General features: G+C 35.8%; 24 protein-coding genes. 18 read left to right on the top strand and 6 right to left on the bottom strand.

What is annotated here, in order from left to right; all coding sequences use genetic code 11:
• The first annotated feature begins 24 nt into the window (after positions 1-24).
• The 5 genes from B6A10_RS10330 (at position 25) to B6A10_RS10350 (ending at position 4,364) form a co-directional block, all read left to right on the top strand.
• Complete coding sequence (locus tag B6A10_RS10330; protein ID WP_188220835.1) at positions 25-723, top strand: tetratricopeptide repeat protein; 699 nt, start codon at positions 25-27, stop codon at positions 721-723.
• A 21-nt stretch (positions 724-744) separates the two neighbouring features.
• Positions 745-2,100: a UDP-N-acetylmuramate--L-alanine ligase gene (locus B6A10_RS10335; RefSeq protein WP_188220836.1), complete on the top strand. Its 1,356-nt coding sequence runs from the start codon at positions 745-747 to the stop codon at positions 2,098-2,100.
• A gap of 125 nt (positions 2,101-2,225) precedes the next feature.
• Positions 2,226-2,918 (top strand): RadC family protein, encoded by a 693-nt coding sequence (gene radC, locus B6A10_RS10340; protein WP_188220837.1) that lies wholly within the window; start codon positions 2,226-2,228, stop codon positions 2,916-2,918.
• 9 nt (positions 2,919-2,927) lie between these two features.
• Positions 2,928-3,617, top strand: coding sequence for a YjjG family noncanonical pyrimidine nucleotidase (locus B6A10_RS10345; protein ID WP_188220838.1), 690 nt, complete (start codon positions 2,928-2,930; stop codon positions 3,615-3,617).
• A gap of 3 nt (positions 3,618-3,620) precedes the next feature.
• Positions 3,621-4,364 carry a hypothetical protein gene (locus B6A10_RS10350; RefSeq protein ID WP_188220839.1) on the top strand — a complete coding sequence of 248 codons (744 nt, stop codon included), beginning with the start codon at positions 3,621-3,623 and terminating at the stop codon, positions 4,362-4,364.
• A 132-nt stretch (positions 4,365-4,496) separates the two neighbouring features.
• On the opposite strand, the gene B6A10_RS10355 is transcribed toward B6A10_RS10350, so the two are convergent.
• Positions 4,497-5,774, bottom strand: coding sequence for a replication-associated recombination protein A (locus B6A10_RS10355; protein ID WP_188220840.1), 1,278 nt, complete (start codon positions 5,772-5,774; stop codon positions 4,497-4,499).
• A gap of 142 nt (positions 5,775-5,916) precedes the next feature.
• On the opposite strand from B6A10_RS10355, the gene B6A10_RS10360 reads away from it, so the two are divergent.
• Positions 5,917-6,693: a rhomboid family intramembrane serine protease gene (locus tag B6A10_RS10360; RefSeq protein ID WP_188220841.1), complete on the top strand. Its 777-nt coding sequence runs from the start codon at positions 5,917-5,919 to the stop codon at positions 6,691-6,693.
• Between the two features lie 34 nt (positions 6,694-6,727).
• On the opposite strand, the gene rlmB is transcribed toward B6A10_RS10360, so the two are convergent.
• The 5 genes from rlmB to B6A10_RS10385 form a co-directional block, all read right to left on the bottom strand.
• Positions 6,728-7,462 carry a 23S rRNA (guanosine(2251)-2'-O)-methyltransferase RlmB gene (gene rlmB / locus B6A10_RS10365; protein WP_188220842.1) on the bottom strand — a complete coding sequence of 245 codons (735 nt, stop codon included), beginning with the start codon at positions 7,460-7,462 and terminating at the stop codon, positions 6,728-6,730.
• 63 nt (positions 7,463-7,525) lie between these two features.
• A complete protein-coding gene (locus B6A10_RS10370) occupies positions 7,526-8,032 on the bottom strand; it encodes a lipid-binding protein (RefSeq protein WP_188220843.1) in 507 nt (168 codons plus the stop codon).
• A gap of 14 nt (positions 8,033-8,046) precedes the next feature.
• The gene (locus B6A10_RS10375) at positions 8,047-8,682 is read right to left on the bottom strand and encodes an immunoglobulin-like domain-containing protein (RefSeq protein WP_188220844.1); all 636 of its coding nucleotides are present in this window, start codon (positions 8,680-8,682) and stop codon (positions 8,047-8,049) included.
• A gap of 8 nt (positions 8,683-8,690) precedes the next feature.
• The gene (locus B6A10_RS10380) at positions 8,691-10,130 is read right to left on the bottom strand and encodes a SusD/RagB family nutrient-binding outer membrane lipoprotein (protein ID WP_188220845.1); all 1,440 of its coding nucleotides are present in this window, start codon (positions 10,128-10,130) and stop codon (positions 8,691-8,693) included.
• An 11-nt stretch (positions 10,131-10,141) separates the two neighbouring features.
• Entirely contained in the window at positions 10,142-13,321 is a 3,180-nt protein-coding gene (locus B6A10_RS10385) for a SusC/RagA family TonB-linked outer membrane protein (RefSeq protein WP_188220846.1), read from the bottom strand.
• A gap of 257 nt (positions 13,322-13,578) precedes the next feature.
• Between B6A10_RS10385 and rpsL the strand changes: the two genes are divergently transcribed.
• The 12 genes from rpsL to rplP all read left to right on the top strand — a co-directional run bounded on the left by rpsL (position 13,579) and on the right by rplP (position 21,476).
• A complete protein-coding gene (gene rpsL / locus B6A10_RS10390) occupies positions 13,579-13,962 on the top strand; it encodes a 30S ribosomal protein S12 (protein ID WP_007136570.1) in 384 nt (127 codons plus the stop codon).
• 115 nt (positions 13,963-14,077) lie between these two features.
• Positions 14,078-14,554 carry a 30S ribosomal protein S7 gene (gene rpsG, locus B6A10_RS10395; RefSeq protein ID WP_026714651.1) on the top strand — a complete coding sequence of 159 codons (477 nt, stop codon included), beginning with the start codon at positions 14,078-14,080 and terminating at the stop codon, positions 14,552-14,554.
• 10 nt (positions 14,555-14,564) lie between these two features.
• Positions 14,565-16,721, top strand: a complete 2,157-nt coding sequence (fusA, locus tag B6A10_RS10400) for an elongation factor G (RefSeq protein ID WP_026714650.1) — start codon at positions 14,565-14,567, stop codon at positions 16,719-16,721.
• Between the two features lie 11 nt (positions 16,722-16,732).
• Entirely contained in the window at positions 16,733-17,038 is a 306-nt protein-coding gene (gene rpsJ, locus B6A10_RS10405) for a 30S ribosomal protein S10 (RefSeq protein WP_007803605.1), read from the top strand.
• Positions 17,039-17,192: 154 nt separating this feature from the next.
• Positions 17,193-17,810 carry a 50S ribosomal protein L3 gene (gene rplC / locus B6A10_RS10410; RefSeq protein ID WP_026714649.1) on the top strand — a complete coding sequence of 206 codons (618 nt, stop codon included), beginning with the start codon at positions 17,193-17,195 and terminating at the stop codon, positions 17,808-17,810.
• Positions 17,810-18,439, top strand: a complete 630-nt coding sequence (rplD, locus tag B6A10_RS10415; RefSeq protein WP_026714648.1) for a 50S ribosomal protein L4 — start codon at positions 17,810-17,812, stop codon at positions 18,437-18,439. The genes rplC and rplD overlap by 1 nt, the downstream gene beginning before the upstream one ends.
• A 6-nt stretch (positions 18,440-18,445) precedes the next feature.
• Positions 18,446-18,736, top strand: coding sequence for a 50S ribosomal protein L23 (gene rplW / locus B6A10_RS10420; RefSeq protein ID WP_026714647.1), 291 nt, complete (start codon positions 18,446-18,448; stop codon positions 18,734-18,736).
• A gap of 9 nt (positions 18,737-18,745) precedes the next feature.
• Entirely contained in the window at positions 18,746-19,570 is an 825-nt protein-coding gene (rplB, locus tag B6A10_RS10425) for a 50S ribosomal protein L2 (protein ID WP_026714646.1), read from the top strand.
• Between the two features lie 7 nt (positions 19,571-19,577).
• Positions 19,578-19,856 (top strand): 30S ribosomal protein S19, encoded by a 279-nt coding sequence (gene rpsS / locus B6A10_RS10430; RefSeq protein WP_024981511.1) that lies wholly within the window; start codon positions 19,578-19,580, stop codon positions 19,854-19,856.
• Positions 19,857-19,864: 8 nt separating this feature from the next.
• Positions 19,865-20,275, top strand: a complete 411-nt coding sequence (gene rplV / locus B6A10_RS10435; protein WP_026714645.1) for a 50S ribosomal protein L22 — start codon at positions 19,865-19,867, stop codon at positions 20,273-20,275.
• 7 nt (positions 20,276-20,282) lie between these two features.
• The gene (gene rpsC, locus B6A10_RS10440; RefSeq protein ID WP_026714644.1) at positions 20,283-21,032 is read left to right on the top strand and encodes a 30S ribosomal protein S3; all 750 of its coding nucleotides are present in this window, start codon (positions 20,283-20,285) and stop codon (positions 21,030-21,032) included.
• 18 nt (positions 21,033-21,050) lie between these two features.
• Positions 21,051-21,476 (top strand): 50S ribosomal protein L16, encoded by a 426-nt coding sequence (rplP, locus tag B6A10_RS10445; RefSeq protein WP_026714643.1) that lies wholly within the window; start codon positions 21,051-21,053, stop codon positions 21,474-21,476.
• Positions 21,477-21,486: the final 10 nt, after the last annotated feature.

A 21,486-nucleotide genomic window follows, 5' to 3' on the forward strand; every position in this document is an offset into this window, starting at 1 on the left:
TTTAAATTTGCTTATTTTTGGAAAATGAAACATATTTTGCTGGTATTTTTTTTGTTCCCAATGTTGGTTTTTTCTCAGGTAAATTTGGAGAAAGCCCAGCAATTATTTGAAGAAGGAAAATTAGAACAAGCTAAGCCCATGTTTGAAGTGCTTCTGAAGAAAAATCCATCCAATATAAAAATAATCGAATATTTAGGAGATATTGCAGGACGCAGTAAAGACTGGGATGAAGCGCTGTTGTATTATGGGAAATTAAAAAAAGCCAGACCTTCAGAAGCTAATTTTTATTTTAAATACGGTGGGGTTTTGGGAATGAAAGCTTTAGAAGTTAGTAAATTCAAAGCTTTAGGAATGATTGATGAAGTACAATCTAATTTTGAAAAAGCGATAGAATTAAATCCTAAACACATTGAAGCCAGATGGGCCTTGATTGAATTGAATTTACAATTGCCGGGAATTTTAGGCGGAAGTGAAAAAAAAGCCATTCAATATTCGAATGAGTTGTCTAAAATTTCAGCCGTTGACGGTTATTTGTCCAGAGGTCATATTGAAGAATATTTTAAAAGATATACCGCTGCCGAGCAACAATATAAAAAGGCTATTGCCGTGGGAAATTCAAAGAAAACCTATCAAAAACTAGCTAATTTGTATGCCAATAAAATGAAATCACCCGATAAGGCGCAAGCAGTTTTAGATGAATTTAAAAAGAAAAATGATAATTAATGCGCATAAGCGATAACTAATATGAAAACACATTTTATAGCTATTGGTGGAAGTGCCATGCACAATTTGGCCTTAGCCTTACATAATAAAGGGTATCAGGTAACGGGTAGTGACGATGCAATTTTTGAACCATCCAAATCGCGTTTAGAAAAAAAAGGAATTTTACCGGCTGAATTAGGTTGGTTTCCGGAGAAAATTTCAGCCGATATTGATGCGGTAATTTTAGGAATGCATGCCAAAGCCGATAATCCGGAATTGTTGAAAGCACAGGAATTAGGATTGAAAATTTATTCTTATCCGGAGTTTTTATACGAACAGTCTAAAAATAAAACCCGCGTAGTTATTGGTGGTTCGCACGGAAAAACCACTATTACTTCAATGGTTTTGCACGTGATGCATTATCACGGTATTGAAGTAGATTATATGGTGGGTGCACAGTTAGAAGGATTTGATACAATGGTGCACCTTACTGAAGAAAATGATTTTATGGTTTTGGAAGGGGATGAATATTTGTCTTCTCCAATTGACAGACGACCTAAATTTCATTTGTATCAACCTAATATCGCTTTGATTTCGGGAATTGCCTGGGATCATATTAATGTGTTTCCAACCTATGAAAATTATGTGGAACAGTTTGAAATTTTTATTGGCAAAATTACAAATGGAGGAATTTTAGTTTATAATGAAAATGATCCGGAAGTAAAACGCGTAGCTGAAGCAGCGACGAATCCAATTCGAAAAATAGCCTATCATACGCCAAATTATAAAGTTGAAAACGGTATAACTTTGCTGGAAACTCCCGAAGGCGATATGCCAATTGAAGTTTTTGGTGCGCATAATTTGAATAATTTGGCCGGAGCCAAATGGATTTGTCAAAATATGGGAGTTGATGAAGCTGATTTTTACGAGGCGATTGCCAGTTTTAAAGGTGCTTCTAAACGTTTGGAAAAAATTGCCGAAGGAAAAGGGAAAGTTGCTTATAAAGATTTTGCACATTCGCCAAGCAAAGTAGCTGCTACAACTAAGGCGGTAAAAGAACAGTATCCTGACCGTACTTTGATTGCCTGTTTAGAATTGCATACTTACAGTAGTTTGAACGCCGAATTTTTAAAAGAATACGAAGGTGCGCTAAATCATGCCGATGTGGCAGTTGTGTTTTATTCGCCGGATGCGGTTAAAATTAAGCAACTCGAAGAAGTCACTTATGAGCAAATTGCGAAGGCTTTTAATCGTGAAGATTTGATTATTTATACCAATCCAAAGGAATTTAAGGATTATTTGTTCAGCAGAAATTTAGATAATTCGGCTTTATTGTTGATGAGTTCCGGAAATTACGGTGGATTAAATTTTGATGAAGTAAAGGGATTAGTGCAGTAAATTAAGATTTTTTTAGGCATAAATAAATCTCATTCGTTTATTTTTGGTGTAAGAAAACTTGTTTTTGATTAAAGGATTTAGTCTTATATTCGTAAAGTAATTTGCTGTAAACTAAATCTTTTGTTATGGAAAACAATCATTTTCCCATTCGAAATTGGTCAGAAGACGACAAGCCCAGAGAAAAATTAATGCTTAAAGGTAAGGCTGCGTTAAGCGATGCCGAATTAATTGCTATTTTGATTGGTTCCGGAAGCCGGAATGAATCGGCAGTCGATTTAAGTAAAAGAATTTTAGGAAGTGTTCAGAATAATTTGAATGCTTTAGGTAAATTGTCGATGGTGCAACTGATGCAATTTAAAGGAATTGGAGAAGCTAAAGCTATTTCGATAATGGCTTCGATGGAGTTGGGAAGAAGGAGAAGGGCAGAGGAAGCGCAGGAGTTGGATAAAATTACGTCGAGTAAGTCGGTTTTTGAAATCATGCAGCCTATTATTGGCGAATTGCCACACGAAGAATTTTGGATTTTGTATCTGAATAATTCCAATAAAGTCATTTCGAAAGCGCAAATGAGCGTGGGAGGAATAACCGGAACCTTGGTCGATGTTCGGTTAGTTTTTAAAATGGCGCTAGAAAAATGTGCAACGGCTTTGATTTTGTGCCACAATCATCCTTCGGGAACTTTGATTCCCAGCGATGCCGATAGGCAACTTACAAAGAAACTAAAAACCGCCGGAGATAGTTTGGATATAAAAGTTTTGGATCATTTGATTGTGACCGAAAGAAACTATTTTAGCTTTGCTGATGAAGGGATTTTTTAAAGAAGAACAATGAAAATTGAGAATATAAAAGATGTTTTTTTTGATTTAGATCATACACTTTGGGATTTTGATAAAAATTCAAAGATTACTTTTGAGAAAATTTTTGCTCAGAATCATCCTGAAGTTGCCATTGATGATTTTATTAAGCATTACATTCCAATAAATCAGTCCTGTTGGAAATTGTATCAGTATGATAAAATCACTCATCAGCAGCTGCGATACGATCGGTTGAAATTGTCTTTTGATGCTTTGGGTTACATGATTTCCGATTCGGAAATTGATTTTATTTCGCAGGAATATATCGATTTGCTCGCGGAACATAACCATCTTTTTGACGGAACTTTGGAAATTTTAGATTATTTGGGTGGAAAATATAAATTGCATTTAATTACCAACGGATTTGCTCAGGTTCAGGATAAGAAATTGAAAAATGCTAATTTGAATGCTTATTTTTCTACGATAACCAATTCGGAAATGGCGGGGGTTAAAAAACCAAATCCGATTATTTTTGAGTATGCTTTAGATTTGGCTGCGGCCAAAAAAGAAAACAGCATCATGATAGGCGATTCTATAGAAGCCGATGTTTTAGGCGCTTTGGAATTTGGAATCGATGCGATTTATTTTAATGAAAATCATCAGGCTGTAGACAGCAATATTAAACAAATCAACCATTTGTTAGAACTTAAAAATTATTTATAAATTATGAAAAAACATTTTTTGTTACTGTTATTGCTGGTTTCTGGCTTTAGCTTTGCCCAATCTTTAAATGATTACAAAACGGTAATTGTTCCTTTAAAATTTGATTTCTTAAAATCGGAAAATCAATATAGAATGTCCACTTTGTCTAAATATAATTTGAATAAAGTAGGTTTTGATGTGTATTATTCTAATCAGGTTGTTCCGGATGGGATTAATCGTTGTGCGGTTTTGAATTATGATATTGTAAAAGAAGGTGCTTTTTTAGCAACTAAATTGTATGTGACTTTTAAAGATTGTTATGGCAAAATTGTGTATCAGTCTGAAATAGGAATGAGTCGTGAGAAGGATTTTCAGGTAGCTTACAATGATGCCCTGAATAAGGCTTTTACTTCTATTTATGAATTGGAATATCAATATAATGGAGGTCAAAATGCAGCCGTAGAACAAAAAGTGGAGAAAGTAAAAGAAGTTGTTCCGGCAGTGGTAGTGGCTTCTCAAGCAGTTGTTAATCCGGTGGTCGATCCAAACGAAATGCTTTTTGCGCAACCATTGGCAGGTGGAAATTATCAGTTAATTGACAGTAAACCAAGTGTGATTATGAAAATTTTCAAAACTTCGGATGCGAATTCTTTTTTAGCACAAAAAGGAAGTCAGCAAGGGGTTTTAGTAAAAAAAGACAATCAGTGGTTTTTTGAATTTTATCAAAATGACCAATTAGTTTCTGAAAAAATAAACGTTAAGTTTTAGTTCAGATTTCAGTCCCGATAGTTATCGGGACAGATTTCAGATTTCAGATTTCAGATTAAGAATGTTACTCATCTAGTCTGGAATCTGATTTTTTTTAAACTTTTAACTTCTAACTCCCTGCTTCCAACTTCTTCAATAACCATATTTATCTTTCCAACGGTTTTTGAGAAATTCTCTGGTAGAATTTTCTCTGGAATTATTTCCGGGGACATAGATAGCTGTATTTTTTATTTCTTCAGGCAAATATTCCTGTTCGGCAAAATTATTGGCGTAATCGTGTGAATATTTGTATTCTTCGCCATAACCCAATTCTTTCATTAATTTGGTTGGTGCGTTGCGCAAATGAATTGGAACCGACAAATCGCCGGTTTGTTTTACAATTTGTTGCGCCGTATTGATAGCCATATAAGAAGCATTACTTTTTGGAGAAGTCGCGAGATAAATGGCGCATTGACTGAGCAGAATTCGGCTTTCAGGATAACCAATGGTAGTTACTGCCTGAAAGGTATTATTGGCCATAATTAAAGCTGTTGGATTGGCATTTCCAATGTCTTCACTGGCCGAAATAAGCAATCTTCGGGCGATAAATTTTACATCTTCGCCGCCTTCAATCATTCGTGCCAGCCAATATACAGCTCCATTTGGATCGCTTCCACGGATGGATTTGATAAAAGCCGAAATAATGTCATAATGTTGTTCGCCTGTTTTGTCATACAACACCGTGTTTTGCTGTACTAATTCTAAAACGCGATTATTGGTAATGATAATTTCTTCTGCAGCAGATGCATTGATAACTAATTCGAAAATATTCAACAGTTTGCGTCCGTCGCCGCCCGAAAGTCGCAGTAAGGCTTCGGTTTCTTTGAGTTGGATGTTTTTATCTTTTAGGTAAACATCAGTTTTCATGGCACGTTCCAAAAGTGCAATTAAATCTGTTTTGGTAAATGCATTAAGAATGTAAACCTGACAACGCGATAATAAAGCCGGAATCACTTCGAAACTTGGATTTTCGGTTGTAGCGCCTACCAACGTTATCCAACCTTTTTCAACGGCAGCTAATAGCGAATCCTGTTGCGATTTGCTAAAGCGATGAATCTCATCGATAAATAAAATCGGATTTTTGGCAGTAAAAAGTCCGCCGCTTTGCTTGGCTTTATCAATAACTTCCCGAATGTCTTTAACTCCCGAATTGATGGCGCTTAAAACAAAAAAAGGACGTTGTGATTCCTGCGCAATAATCTGTGCTAAAGTGGTTTTTCCGGTTCCGGGAGGCCCCCAAAAAATTAAAGAAGGAATAATTCCTTTGGCAATTTGTTGCGTCAATGAGCCATTTGGGCCAACCAAATGCAACTGACTGATATATTCATCTAATTTTTGCGGGCGTATGCGTTCTGCTAAAGGTGCTTCCATGCCGTAAAATTACTATTTTTATTTGAAGGGACATCTCTGTTTTCTATTCTCTGTTTTCTGTTTTTCTTTCTTTTTAAATATGACAAAATAGCATTATATTGGAATTGGTTTTATAATTGCTTTGATTTTCTTAAAAGATAACATGGATAAAAATTTCAAATTTACGAATGCGGTTATAGGACTTCCCCTTTTTTTTGTGTTGTTCCTGTGGTTTGTGTATTGGATTCAAATTCGATTTGATTTTGATTTTATTGAAAATGGAATCTTTCCGCGTACGTTATCAGGTTTGCAAGGAGTTGTTTTTAGTCCGTTTGTTCATTCCGATTTGAATCATTTGTATAATAATTCTATTCCGCTTTTGGTTTTATTGGCTGCCTTGCAATTTTTTTATTCTAAATTATCCTTAAAAGTAATTGTTTATGGCGTTTTATTTTCGGGAATTATTACGTGGATAATTGGGAGAGATAGTTATCATATTGGCGCCAGCGGATTGATTTATGTGTTGTTTTCTTTTATTTTTTTCAAAGGGATTTTTACCAAATACTATCGTTTAGTAGCGTTGTCACTTACGGTAATTATGATGTACGGAGGTATGATTTGGTACGTTTTTCCAAAAATAGATGACAAGGTTTCCTGGGAAGGGCATTTAGCCGGATTAATTACCGGGTTGTTTTTGGCGCTTTATTATCAAACTCCGGAATTTAAGAAAGTGCCAAAATACGATTGGGAAATGCCTGATTATAATCCGGCGGATGATAAATTTATGCAGCGTTTTGATGAAAACGGGAATTTTGTAAATCCTTCTAAAATTGAAGAAGAAGATGAATTTAATGGTTTTTCGAACTACTACATTTCAAGCCAGGAGGTGAATTATGAGGTTGTTACTAATGAAAAAAACGAATCAAAACCGGAGTCTTAATTCGTTTTTTGTTTATTCTTAAATAAAAAGTCCCCTAGCTTCTTTGTCTTACTGCTTCGTATAAAAAGGCTCCACAGGCTACAGAAACATTTAGAGATCCAATTGTTCCAAACATAGGAAGTTTGGCTCTTTCATCTACAATTTTCAAAACAGACGGATTAATTCCTTTATCTTCTGAACCCATAATGATGGCTACAGCTTCTTTGAAATCGATATTGTAAAGTGTGTCTTCAGTCTTTTCAGTTGCTGCAACGGTTTTAATTCCGTGTGCTTGTAAAAGAAAGATTGCGTCTTTGATATGTTCTACTTTGCAAATTGGAATATTGAAAACAGCCCCGGCTGATGTTTTAACGGTATCTCCATTTACAGGTGCCGCACCTGATTTTTGGATGATAATTCCGTCAACTCCCGTGCATTCAGCAGTACGGATAATAGCACCAAAATTTCGTGCATCTGAAATTTGGTCTAAAATCAAAAACAATGGTTTTTTGCCGTTTTCAAGGATAGTTTCTGTCAAAGTTTCTAAATCGAAAAACGAAATAGGAGAGATGGACGCCACAGCCCCCTGATGGTTGTTTGGAGTAAGTTTGTTTAGTTTTTCAACAGGCACGTAAGAAAAATTGATATTGGCTTTTTTCATTGCTTTCATCAGTTCCTTCATTAAATCGCCAGTGGCTTCTTTTTGAATGTACACTTTGTCAATACTTGCTCCAGATTGAATTGCTTCAATTATAGCTCTAATCCCGAATATTTGCTGTTCTTTTTCCATGGCGCAAATATATAAAAAAAACCATCCTCTTGTGAAGGATGGTTTTTTTGTTAGATATCAATTTTAAGGCAATTCGTCTTCTAAGAAACCTGTTCTTTTATGACCTGCAAATTTGTATACAATTCCAGGATCCCAACTAAACTCAGCTTCGAAATAAATACTGTCAACTACATGACCACCAAAAGAATGTGCTGCTGCTTTCATTATTTTACCATTTGTAACTGTAACAGTTTCTCCTGTATATAGTTCATCAGAATCTGGTTGTCCTGAAAAAGTTAAGTTTTTGAAATCTGTGGCTTGAACTTTGGTTTTAATTTCCATCCAACTGTCATGATCATCAATCCAGAAATTTTCGTCATTGGAAGATGCATTGTATGTTGAGAAAAGGTTATAATCTCCTCCATAGGCTGGTGTTTCTCCATCTGGTTCAAGTGCTATAATGTGCCAATCACCGGCAAAATTTTTTGTTTTTGTTCCTCCAGCATCTGGATTTCCTCCTTCATCGCAGGAAACGAGAGAAGAGGAGATAGATAGTATTAGTAGAAGGGTTTTTATATTTAGGACTTTCATAATAATAGTGTTTTTTATTTTCTAATGAATATTCTTGTGGCTGTTCCATAAAATGATGAAGCATAAATTACCCAACTAAAGTTGTCTGCATCTTCAATTGTTCCTACATTGCTTTCTGCTGATATGCCTGTGTCAGAAGCATTTTCCTGATATGGAGCATATACTTTAGTGTCGTCAATGTTGTAAAAAATCATTTTTAAATTGTTTTCATCGTCCGTTGTGTAACCTGCTGCGTTATCACACATGTATTTACGATCCGAAAGACGAGTTACAATGTTAATGTTTGTATTGTTACGAGCAAAAGTTCCTTCTAGATTTATTGCGCTAGGCGCAGAGCTAAGAACAATTACGGTTCTGGTTTTAGTAGCAGGAAAGCCATCAATATTTACCGCGGAATAAGTTATTTTGTAGACATTAGGGATAGCAGTGTTAACTGTCCCGCTAATGTTTAAATCTATTTCCGTTTCGCCTTCCATGGCTGTTCCTCCTTCTTCGGTATATGTGTCTCCTTGAGTGAGTATAACAAGACTTTCTCCGTTAAGCGAGATTTGTGCATAGTTGGTGACTTTTGATACATTTGAAGTTGAGTCTGATTCACAGGAAATAAGAAATCCAAATGTGAATAGTATAGTTAAAATTATCTTTTTCATAATATATTTTAATTTGCCCACCATACGGGTGTGGTTATTTTTTCTAATGTTGGAGTATTTCTGTTTCTAGTTTTTACTATATCTGGATATACTATTCTTTTAGGAAAAAGTCCTCCTGTGGTTCCTTCAATAGAATAGGCTAATTCACCGGGTACATATTCTGGATCAGATTGTTCTACATCTGAAATTTTAGGATAACCTGTCCTGTTTTGGTCGAAGAAGGCTTCAAAGCCGTTAGCAGGGAAACCGGATAACCATTTTTGTGTCATAATGGACTTTAAATTTTCATCCATTGTACCTGATGGGTATTCATATTTCCCTCCTGAAGCTATAAATGTTGCTCCGTCTAAAGAAAATTTTTGGAAGGCTGCTAATACACCTGCATCGTATTTATCTTTTGCTCCAACCCCATTAAAATAACGTTCTAAAGCTTCAGCTTGGAGGAATAAACTTTCTGAGGTACTTATAAGATAAACCGGATCGGTTGGTTTTAAAGTTACAATGGCAATAGAAGAAGCGGCTATGTCTGTATTGTTAAAATCTCCTTGATATAATGCATTTCCTGCTCCATAAAAATAACTCCGTCTTGTGTCGTTGTTTTTGTTTAGGAAAGACAATGTAGTGGTACTTGCTCTTAAATTAGATCCAACGTTTAATTTTCGTCTGTCGGTTTCGTAAAGGGGATTACTTCTGTTTGGTGCATCTTCAAATTGAGTCATTGCAGCATCTGAAGAAAGGAAAGTTGCACCTGAATTAATCAGATTCTTAATTTCTGTTTCTGCTAATGTAGGGTTGACTTTTGTTTGTCTCATGTATAGCTTTAGCAGTAAGGTGTTTGCGAATTCTTTCCATCTGTCCATATTACCATTGAAGATAAAATCATCTGTTGATGGTAAAATTCCTTTAGAAGTGGAAAGATTTTTTGAAAGAGCGTCCTTTAGGCTTGTAATCATTAAATTATAAACTTCCTGCCCCGTATCAAAAGCAGGTTCTAAAATTTCAGAATTATTGGCTTGAGAATAAGGTATGCTTCCATAAAAGTCAGTCATTATTTGTGAAGCATGTACTTCTAATGAGACTGCTATTAGGTAATAGTTCCAGTTTTCCTGAGATTCGGCCATTTTTTTTACATTCCTAATATCTCCTAAAGCATCATACATAGCTGTCCATCCGGAATTGTAGTCATTTGTTCCAACTGAATAAGCATCTATTTTATTGTATTGAGAGGCAGTGTTACTTTGAGTGAAGTATTGAGACCAAAATCCACCAAAAAGAGAGTAGTAGGCTCCTTGAGCCCCTACAATTCCAGCTATTCCAGCTGGAAGTTCTACTGGGAGCGTAATGCTTCCGGGACTTAAATTATCAGGGTTTCTATTTATATCAAATTTGTCATCGGAACAGCCTGACAAAATTAATAGTGTTAAGGTTAAAATTAATATATTTTTCATGTGTTGCTTTTTTAGAATGATAATTTAATTACTCCTCCATAGGATCTTTGTGATGGAGTTGCTGCAAATTCACCAAACTCACTTAGTAAATCATTTCCGAATGTTGTTGTTTCGGGATCTACGTATGAGTTGTTGTTAGGAGTCCATAAGAATAGATTCCTGCCATATACTCCTATAGAGAATTTTGATAAGCCAATTTTGCTTATAAAGTCTTTTTTAATGTCATAATACAAGCTGAGATCTCTAAGTCTGATAAAAGTTTTATCTATTAAGAAATTGCCTTGTGTGGCCGGATTATAATTGTCACTGTAGTAGGTGTATAAGTCTTCTAATGCAACCGGGGTTGTGTTTTCTTCGTAAGTGTTGTCACCAGTCTGTATAACAGAGTTAGGAATTATGAATGTATTTCTGTCGTTATATGTAGTTTCTATTGCATTTCCTGTCCAGTACGTTTGGTTTTTAGTCTCGGAGTACATTTTACCTCCTTGTTTCCAGTCAAGTGCAAATGACAAACTGATGTTTTTGTATTTAAGTGTGTTTTGTAGTCCCATTATGAACTTTCTTTGTCCATTACCTAATAATTGGACATCATCACTAGGGATATAGAGACCAGTGTTTTCATCAGCTATATATTGTCCTGATTCATTCTTTTTAGGGACTAATCCATAATAAGATCCAATGGGTTGTCCTTTTGCTGCTGAGAAAGTTATTCCGGATGAAAAGGGACCGAAATCTATCCTACGGTCATCTAAGACTTTTGTTACTTTGTTTAGGTTTTTTGTAAAAGTGTAGTTAATATCCCAAGAGAAATCAGCTTCTTTAATAAGTTTTACTCCAAGAGCGACTTCGATACCTTTGTTTTCTACATCTCCTATGTTAAGTGCTTTTGTTGTATATCCTGTAGAAGGATCTAAAGGAACCTTGACAATCAAATCTTTTGTTTTTCTTTTGTAAACACTGGCGTCTAAGGTTATTCTTCTATTTAAAAGATTCGCTTCTGCTCCAAATTCTATTTCGCTGGTTTGTTCTGGTTTTAAATTTGGATTTCCTAAAATTCCAGAAGCTTCAAAAAAGCTAACTCCTCCGATAGGGGATAATATATCTCCAAAATTCGCATCTGCACTACCGCTTATGAAAGACAATTCTGTTTGATAAGGGTCTGTATCGTTTGCAACTTTAGAAAAAGATCCACGAAGTTTTAAGAATGTATTATCGGTATCTATAACGATTCCACTTGCCGAAACAGCAGGATAGAAATAAGAATTGTTATTTATTGGGAGTGTGGAAGATTTGTCTTTTCGACCGCTTAAAGTTAGGAAAAATTTGTCGATATAGTTTAACTCTGCCTGAGAATATATACCGAAATATCTTCTTAAGGTGTTAGCTTGTGTAACTTCTGGTCGGTTAGCAGAATTGCTTAATTCGTAGAAATTTGGGACACCTAATCCGGTTATGAGGGTTTCCAAAAGATTCGATTCTCTTTGGTTGTAGTTTAAACCTACCAATAGGTTTAATTTGAGTTTATCTGTGATTTCTCTGTCGTAATTTAAATTAAAAAAAGTATCAAATTCACTTCTTTCGATTCTAGTTTCAGTAACCCCACCAGCAATTTCTAATGTTTCAGCTAAATCCTGTGGGGAGCCTTCTTCAAAATTTACTATAGCCCCATGGCTTTTTATATTTTCTACTCTGTAGTTTCCACCAATTTGATAAACTGCATTTAGATGCTCAGTAATTTTATAGCTAAAGTTGGTGTTACCAAAAATATTATTTCCTAATATTTTAGTTGAATTTTCTTTTAATGGCCAATAAGGGTTGGATTGATAAGGTGTGTAGTAATAACTAGGAGTGTTAAAAGGATTGTTTTTGTAATCTTCTAAATCTACTATACTGATGTCTCTAGGTACTGATAATAATTCAGGAATAAATGTGTCGCCTTCACCGGCACTATCACTTTGTCCTGTATTAATTGCTTTTTGATCTTTATTAGAGTAAGTGAAACTTAGTCGAATAGCACCTTTTTTATTTTTAACTCCACCGTTAAATGTTAGTGTGTTTTTTAAGTAAGCATCAGCAGAAGTTGGTATAACACCGTCACTTTTTAACCGGGTAAACCCTAAGGAGAAATCTGATGATTCACCGCCTTGACTTATATTAATATTGTTTGAGTTTAAAATACCTGTTTTGTAAAAATCTTTCATGTTGTCTTTCAATGCAACATAAGGTTTTATTTGTTGAGAGTTGTTGTAGATAGTTCCCCATGGTCTGATTTCTCCGTTAAAAGCAGGGCCCCATGATCCATTTTCATTGCTTGACCCTGGTCCTGTAGGTAGTTGAGAATACCCAAGTCCACTCCATCCTTGTCCGTATGAATTTTGAAAGTGCGGAATTCTTGCAACTTCGCTAAGTTCTAAAGATGTAGAGAAATCAATATTGATTTTGGATTGATTCTCTTTGCCTTTTTTTGTTGTGATAATTATAGCACCTCGACCGGCTCTGGAACCATACAAAGCCGTTGCGGCAGCTCCTTTTAAGAATGTTATTGTTTCTATATTATTAGGGTCTATGTCGTTAATCCCTGATCCAGCATCATAAGATCTGTTGATGCTGGTTTCTCCACTTGCTGAATTGTTTATAGGTGTACCGTCAATTACATAAAGAGGTTGGTTGGTGCCGGTTATTGAGCCAATCCCTCTGATAATCACTTTAGTAGATGAGCCTGGTTGGACAGGTGCGCTAATGTCTACACCGGCAACTTTTCCTGATAAACTTTCAAAAGGGTTGTTGGTTACTACATTGGTAATCTGGTCTTTGTTGACTGTTGTGGAGGCGTAACCTAAGGCCTTTTTCTGTCTTTTAATACCAAGAGCAGTAACAACTACCCCTTCCAGTTCTACAGCATCTTCTAAAAGTGTTATTGAAATTGTCGTAGAGGAGGCTAGTTTCTCCTGAGTCTTCATGCCAATATAGCTAAAGATGAGTGTTTGCGATGCGGAAGCTTTGATATTGAATTTTCCGTCTAAATCGGTTTGGGTGCCTAGTTGAGTGCCTTTTACTAAAACACTGACACCGGGTAAGGGAAAGCCTGTCTTGTCTAATACAGTTCCGCTTACGTTTCTTTCCTGAGAGTAAGAAAGTTGGAATATCAAAGCGAGTAGCAATGATAGAAATGCATTGAGTTTTGGTTTCATTGATTGTAGGTTTTGGGTTCTTTATAGCAAAAATCTTAAATTCTTGTTAAATAACCTAATCTTAAAACGTATTTTTTTCACAAAAAAATTAAAAAATGTTATTATTGGTGGTTTTGGTTTTTTGTGTGCTTAAATTGTAGAAAATATTAAATTGAAAATTAATGAATTAACATTTGTAGAGTTGAAAATTATTTATACATTTGCAACCCCGTAAAAAGCGGGATTTATAATTTACATAATAATTTTTAGTATTAATTATGCCAACAATTCAACAATTAGTAAGAACAGGAAGAACTCAGATAACTAAGAAGAGTAAATCGGTTGCTTTAGATTCTTGCCCTCAACGAAGAGGAGTTTGTACGCGTGTTTACACTACTACACCAAAAAAACCAAACTCAGCGATGCGTAAAGTTGCTCGTGTGCGTTTGACTAATGGTAATGAGGTGAATGCTTACATTCCTGGAGAAGGTCACAATCTACAAGAGCACTCGATAGTATTAGTTAGGGGTGGAAGGGTAAAAGATTTACCAGGAGTTAGATACCACATCGTTCGTGGTGCGCTTGATACATCAGGTGTTGCCGGAAGAACGCAAAGAAGATCTAAGTATGGTGCTAAACGCCCAAAAGAAGCAAAAAAGTAATTTAAAACGTTAAGAGTTTGAGGTTAGGAGTTAGGTGTTGAGATGAAGATGAATGTCGGAATCTGTAACACTGGCATTTAACAGATAACCCGTAACTTTTTATTAAAAAAAAGACATGAGAAAAAGACAGGCTAAAAAAAGACCTCTTTTACCAGATCCAAGGTTTAATGACCAACTGGTAACGCGTTTCGTGAACAACTTAATGTGGGATGGTAAGAAATCTACTGCTTTTAAAGTTTTTTATGATGCTATTGATATCATTGAAACTAAAAAGCAAAATGACGAGAAAACTTCATTAGAAATTTGGAAAGATGCTTTAACTAACGTTATGCCTCACGTAGAAGTGCGTAGTCGTCGTGTTGGTGGTGCTACGTTCCAAATTCCAATGCAAATTCGACCAGACAGAAAAATTTCTATGGCAATGAAATGGTTAATCCTTTATGCTAGAAGAAGAAATGAAAAGTCTATGGCGCAAAGATTGGCTTCTGAATGTTTAGCAGCAGCTAAAGAAGAAGGAGCAGCTGTTAAGAAAAGAATGGATACTCACAAAATGGCAGAAGCTAATAAAGCTTTCTCTCATTTTAGATTTTAATTCATAGGAAATGGCTAGAGACTTAAAATATACAAGAAATATAGGAATTGCGGCTCACATTGATGCTGGTAAAACAACAACAACGGAGCGTATTCTTTTTTATACAGGTAAATCACATAAAATTGGTGAGGTGCACGATGGTGCTGCAACAATGGACTGGATGGCACAAGAGCAAGAGAGAGGTATTACAATTACTTCTGCTGCTACAACTTGTGAGTGGAATTTCCCAACTGAGCAAGGTAGATTGTTGCCAGATTCAAAACCATATCACTTTAATATTATTGATACTCCTGGGCACGTTGACTTTACTGTTGAGGTAAACCGTTCTTTACGTGTATTGGATGGGTTGGTTTTCTTGTTTTCTGCTGTTGATGGTGTTGAACCTCAATCGGAAACTAACTGGAGACTTGCTGATCAGTACAGAGTTCCTCGTATGGGATTCGTAAATAAAATGGACCGTCAGGGGTCTAACTTCTTAGGAGTTTGTCAACAGGTTAAAGATATGTTGAAATCGAATGCGGTTGCTATTACTTTGCCTATTGGTGATGAAGCTGATTTTAAAGGTATTGTTGACTTAGTTAAAAATCAGGCTATTGTATGGCATGATGAAACTCAAGGGGCTACTTTTGATATCGTTGATATTCCTGCTGATATGGTGGATGATGTGAAGCATTATCGTTCTATTCTTATCGAAGAAATTGCTACTTATGATGAAAATCTTTTGGATAAGTACATGGAAGATGAGAACTCAATCACGGAGGAGGAAATTAACAATGCTTTAAGAGCTGCTACAATTGATATGGCGATCATTCCAATGCTTGCTGGTTCTTCTTTCAAAAATAAAGGGGTTCAATTTATGTTAGATGCAGTTTGTAAATATTTGCCATCTCCAATGGATAAAGAAGGTATCAGTGGAATTCATCCTGATGATGCTGATTTATTAGAGGAAGATCAAACGCAAATTTTACGTCGTCCTGATGTAAAAGAGCCGTTCGCTGCTTTAGCATTTAAGATTGCTACTGATCCATTCGTAGGTCGTTTGGCTTTCTTCCGTGCTTATTCGGGAAGATTAGAGGCTGGTTCTTATGTTTTGAATACTCGTTCAGGTAATAAAGAGCGTATTTCTCGTATCTACCAAATGCATGCTAATAAACAAAATCCAATCGAATATATTGAGGCTGGAGATATTGGAGCTGCTGTAGGATTTAAAGATATTAAAACTGGAGATACATTGTGTGATGAAAAGCACCCAATTATTCTTGAATCTATGAAATTCCCTGCGCCGGTAATTGGTATTGCTATTGAGCCAAAAACTAAAGCGGATGTGGATAAAATGGGTATGGCTTTAGCTAAATTAGCTGAGGAGGATCCAACGTTTACAGTAAGAACTGACGAGGCTTCAGGTCAAACAATTATCTCGGGAATGGGAGAGTTGCACTTGGATATCTTGGTGGATCGTATGAAACGTGAATTTAAAGTTGAGGTAAATCAAGGTGAACCTCAGGTAGAATACAAAGAAGCGTTTACAAAAACTGCTCAACATAGAGAGGTTTATAAGAAACAATCTGGAGGTCGTGGTAAATTCGGTGATATCGTATTTAGAGTGGAGCCTGCTGATGAAGTTGATGGTAAACCATTTGTTGGATTACAATTTGTTAACGAAGTTAAAGGTGGTAACGTTCCTAAGGAATATATCCCTGCTGTTGAAAAAGGATTTAGAGAAGCTATGAAAACGGGTCCATTAGCTGGATACCAAGTAGATAGTTTGAAGGTAACTTTATTGGATGGTTCTTATCACCCAGTGGATTCTGATGCTCTTTCTTTTGAATTAGCTGCAAGAATGGGTTATAAAGAAGTTGCTAAAGCTGCTGGAGCTATTATTCTTGAGCCAATCATGAAAATGGAAGTTATTACTCCTGAAGAAAACATGGGGGATATCGTAGGTGATATCAACCGTCGTAGAGGTCAGGTTAATGATATGGGTGATAGAAATGGTGCTAAAACTATTAAAGCTGATGTGCCTTTATCAGAAATGTTTGGTTATGTAACTACATTAAGAACATTGTCTTCAGGAAGAGCAACTTCTACAATGGAGTTCTCTCACTATGCAGAAACACCTTCTAATATTTCAGAAGAAGTAATCAAAAAAGCAAAAGGAAACGCTTAATCTTTAAGAAAATGAGTCAAAAAATCAGAATAAAATTAAAATCTTACGATCATATGTTGGTAGATAAGTCTGCTGAAAAGATTGTAAAAACGGTTAAGACTACCGGAGCAGTGGTAACAGGGCCAATTCCTTTGCCAACTCACAAAAAATTATTTACAGTATTGCGTTCTCCGCACGTAAATAAAAAAGCCAGAGAGCAATTTGAAGTAATGTCATATAAGAGATTAATTGATATTTATTCATCTTCATCTAAAACTATCGATGCTTTAATGAAATTAGAATTGCCTAGTGGAGTTGAAGTAGAAATCAAAGTTTAAGTTTTTTTTCAAGAGTAAATTAGAGCACTTCGTTTAAGTGAAAAGTTTTTTTGGATTGTGTGTAAATAAGTTATACTTTTGCACCACTTTTAAAAACAGCTCACTTAAACGAATGTGTTCTGTTTTTATATTTAATAATTAATAATTAATATTTATGTCTGGGTTAATTGGTAGAAAAATCGGCATGACTAGTCTTTTTGATGAGAACGGGAAGAATATTCCTTGTACTGTTATTGAGGCAGGTCCATGTGTTGTTACCCAAGTCAGAACCAACGAGGTTGACGGGTATGAAGCGTTGCAACTTGGTTTCGATGACAAAAACGAGAAACATTCCACTAAAGCGGCTTTAGGTCACTTTAAAAAAGCAGGAACTGTTGCTAAGAAAAAAGTCGTTGAATTCAAAGAATTTGCAACTGAACAAAAATTAGGGGATCTTATTGATGTTTCTATTTTTGAAGAAGGAGAATTTGTGGATGTGCAAGGTGTCTCTAAAGGTAAAGGTTTTCAAGGTGTTGTTAAACGTCACGGATTTGGTGGTGTTGGACAAGCGACACATGGTCAACATAACCGTTTGAGAGCACCAGGTTCTGTAGGGGCTTCTTCTTATCCATCTAGAGTATTCAAAGGAATGCGTATGGCTGGAAGAACAGGAGGAGAAAATGTAAAAGTTCAAAACCTTAGAGTTTTAAAAGTAGTGGCTGATAAAAACCTACTTGTTGTTAAAGGATGTGTTCCTGGGCATAAAGACTCTTATGTAATCATTCAGAAGTAATGGAAGTAAAAGTATTAGATATCAACGGAAAAGATACTGGAAGAAAAGTGCAACTTTCTGATTCAGTATTCGCAATTGAGCCTAACAATCACGCGGTATATCTTGATGTAAAGCAATATCTTGCTAATCAAAGACAAGGAACTCATAAAGCTAAAGAAAGAGCTGAAGTTGCCGGAAGTACACGTAAGATTAAAAAACAAAAAGGTACTGGTACTGCTCGTGCGGGATCTGCTAAATCACCTGTTTTTAAAGGTGGAGGTACTATTTTTGGGCCTAGACCAAGAAGTTATTCGTTTAAATTGAATAAGAGCTTGAAACGTTTGGCTAGAAAGTCTGCGTTTTCTATCAAGGCAAAAGAATCGAACATTATTGTTCTTGAAGACTTTAATTTTGAAACTCCAAGCACTAAAAATTTCATTAACGTTTTGAAAGCTTTAGAGTTAGAAAATAAAAAATCATTATTTGTGTTGGGTGATACCAATAAAAATGTATATTTGTCGTCACGCAATTTAAAAGCTTCTAATGTTGTAAATAATTCAGAATTAAGCACTTATGCTATTTTGAATGCAAATAATTTAGTGCTTTTAGAGAGTTCTTTGGAAGTAATTGAAGAAAATTTAAGTAAATAATAGGATATGAGTATCATAATTAAACCTATAGTAACGGAAAAAATAACCAAAGAAAGTGAAGTTTTAAACCGTTTTGGATTTGTAGTTGACAAAAAAGCTAACAAAGTTGAAATTAAGAAAGCTGTTGAGGCTGCTTACGGAGTAAACGTTGTGAGTGTTAACACAATTAATGTAAGACCGGATAGAACTACAAAATACACTAAAAGTGGTTTAATCAGTGGAAAGACAAATGCTTATAAAAAAGCAATTGTTCAAGTACAAGAAGGAGAAACAATTGATTTTTACAACAATATCTAAGATATAACAATGTCAGTAAGAAAATTAAAACCTATTACCGCAGGTCAGCGATTTAGAGTTGTGAATGGTTATGACGCCATTACAACTGATAAGCCGGAACGCTCTTTGATAGCGCCGATAAAAAACTCTGGAGGTAGAAATAGTCAAGGAAAGATGACCATGCGTTACACGGGTGGTGGTCACAAGCAGAGATATCGTATTATTGATTTCAAAAGAACTAAAGATGGAATTCCAGCTACAGTGAAATCAATCGAGTACGATCCAAACAGAACTGCTTTTATTGCTTTATTAGCTTATGCTGATGGAGAAAAAACATACGTAATTGCTCAAAATGGATTGAAAGTAGGTCAGAAATTAGTTTCTGGTGCTGAAGCTCAACCTGAAATTGGCAACACTTTGCCATTGAGCAGAATTCCTTTAGGAACTGTAATCTCTTGTATTGAGTTACGTCCAGGTCAGGGAGCTGTTATTGCTCGTTCAGCTGGTACATTTGCTCAATTAATGGCAAGAGACGGAAAATATGCTACAATTAAAATGCCTTCTGGAGAAACAAGATTAATCTTGTTGACTTGTTCAGCTACAATTGGAGCAGTATCTAACTCTGATCATCAGTTAGTAGTATCTGGTAAAGCAGGTAGAACAAGATGGTTAGGTAGAAGACCAAGAACAAGACCAGTAGCGATGAACCCTGTTGATCACCCAATGGGAGGTGGTGAAGGTCGTTCTTCTGGAGGACATCCACGTTCAAGAAATGGAGTACCAGCTAAAGGTTATAGAACTCGTTCTCCGAAAAATCCGAGTAATAAGTATATCGTAGAACGTAGAAAGAAATAATTAAGATATGGCACGTTCATTAAAAAAAGGACCTTTCGTTCATTATAAATTAGAGAAGAAAGTTGAAGAAAACATCGCAGGTGGAAACAAAGGAGTGGTAAAGACTTGGTCTAGAGCTTCTATGATTACTCCTGACTTTGTTGGGCAAACTATCGCAGTTCATAACGGTCGTCAATTTGTACCTGTTTACGTAACTGAAAACATGGTAGGACATAAATTAGGAGAATTTTCACCAACTAGATCTTTTAGAGGTCATGCTGGAGCAAAAAATAAAGGTAAAAAATAAAAGAAGCAATGGGAGTTCGTAAAAGAGAAACAGCAGATGCGAGAAAAGAGGCTAATAAGTCTATTGCTTTCGCAAAATTGAATAACTGCCCTACTTCACCTAGAAAAATGCGCTTAGTAGCGGACTTGGTAAGAGGTCAGAAGGTAGAAAAAGCACTTAACATTTTGAAATTCAGCTCTAAAGAAGCGTCAAGAAAATTAGAAAAACTATTATTATCTGCAATCAACAACTGGGAGCAAAAAAATAGTGAAGCTAGTTTAGAAGAAGCTGGATTATTTGTTAAAGAGATCAGAGTAGATGGTGGAATGATGTTGAAAAGACTTCGTCCGGCTCCACAAGGTCGTGCACACAGAATCAGAAAACGTTCTAATCACGTAACAATCGTGTTAGGAGCTATTAATAACACACAAGCAAATTAATAACAAGATGGGACAAAAGACAAATCCAATTGGAAATAGACTTGGTATCATCAGAGGATGGGACTCAAACTGGTATGGTGGAAATGATTACGGTGATAAATTAGCCGAAGATCACAAAATCAGAAAGTATGTTCATGCTCGTTTATCAAAAGCTAGTGTATCTAAAGTAATTATCGAGAGAACTTTAAAACTTGTAACCGTTACTATCACTACGGCTCGTCCAGGTATCATCATTGGTAAAGGAGGTCAAGAGGTAGACAAGTTGAAAGAGGAGCTTAAGAAAATTACTGACAAAGAGGTTCAAATCAACATCTTTGAAATTAAAAGACCTGAGTTAGATGCTTATTTAGTTGCAACAAGCATCGCTCGTCAAATCGAAAGCCGTATTTCTTACAGACGTGCAATCAAAATGGCTATTGCTGCTTCTATGCGTATGAACGCTGAAGGTATCAAAGTTTTGATTTCTGGTCGTTTGAATGGTGCTGAGATGGCACGTTCTGAAGGTTTCAAAGAAGGAAGAATTCCTTTGTCAACTTTCAGAGCTGATATTGATTATGCACTTGCTGAAGCACATACTACTTATGGTAGAATGGGTATCAAAGTGTGGATCATGAAAGGTGAGGTTTACGGAAAGAGAGAATTATCTCCTCTAGCTGGAATGGATAAAAAACAATCTGGTGGTAAAGGTGGTGATGCTCCTCGTGGAAAATCTAACTTTTCAAAAGGTGGTAAATCAGACGCTCGTAAAAGAAAGTAATTTTTAAATTAAAGAAAAATGTTACAGCCTAAAAGAACAAAATACCGTAAGGTACAAAAAGGTAGAATGAAAGGGAATGCTCAAAGAGGGCATGAACTTTCAAACGGAATGTTTGGTATTAAATCTGTTCACGAAGATGGTGCGTTTCTTACTTCACGTCAAATCGAGGCGGCTCGTATCGCAGCTACTCGTTACATGAAGAGAGAGGGACAATTATGGATTAAAATATTTCCAGATAAACCAATCACAAAGAAACCTCTAGAGGTACGTATGGGTAAAGGAAAAGGAGCCGTAGAATACTGGGCTGCTGTTGTTAAACCTGGAAGAATTATGTTTGAAGTTGGTGGAGTTCCATTATCAGTAGCAAAAGAGGCTTTACGTCTTGCAGCTCAAAAACTACCAGTTAAAACTAAATTTGTTGTTGCTAGAGATTTCGAAGCATAATTTTATATTA

The organism is Flavobacterium pokkalii (assembly GCF_014596575.1).
GTDB lineage: Bacteria > Bacteroidota > Bacteroidia > Flavobacteriales > Flavobacteriaceae > Flavobacterium > Flavobacterium pokkalii.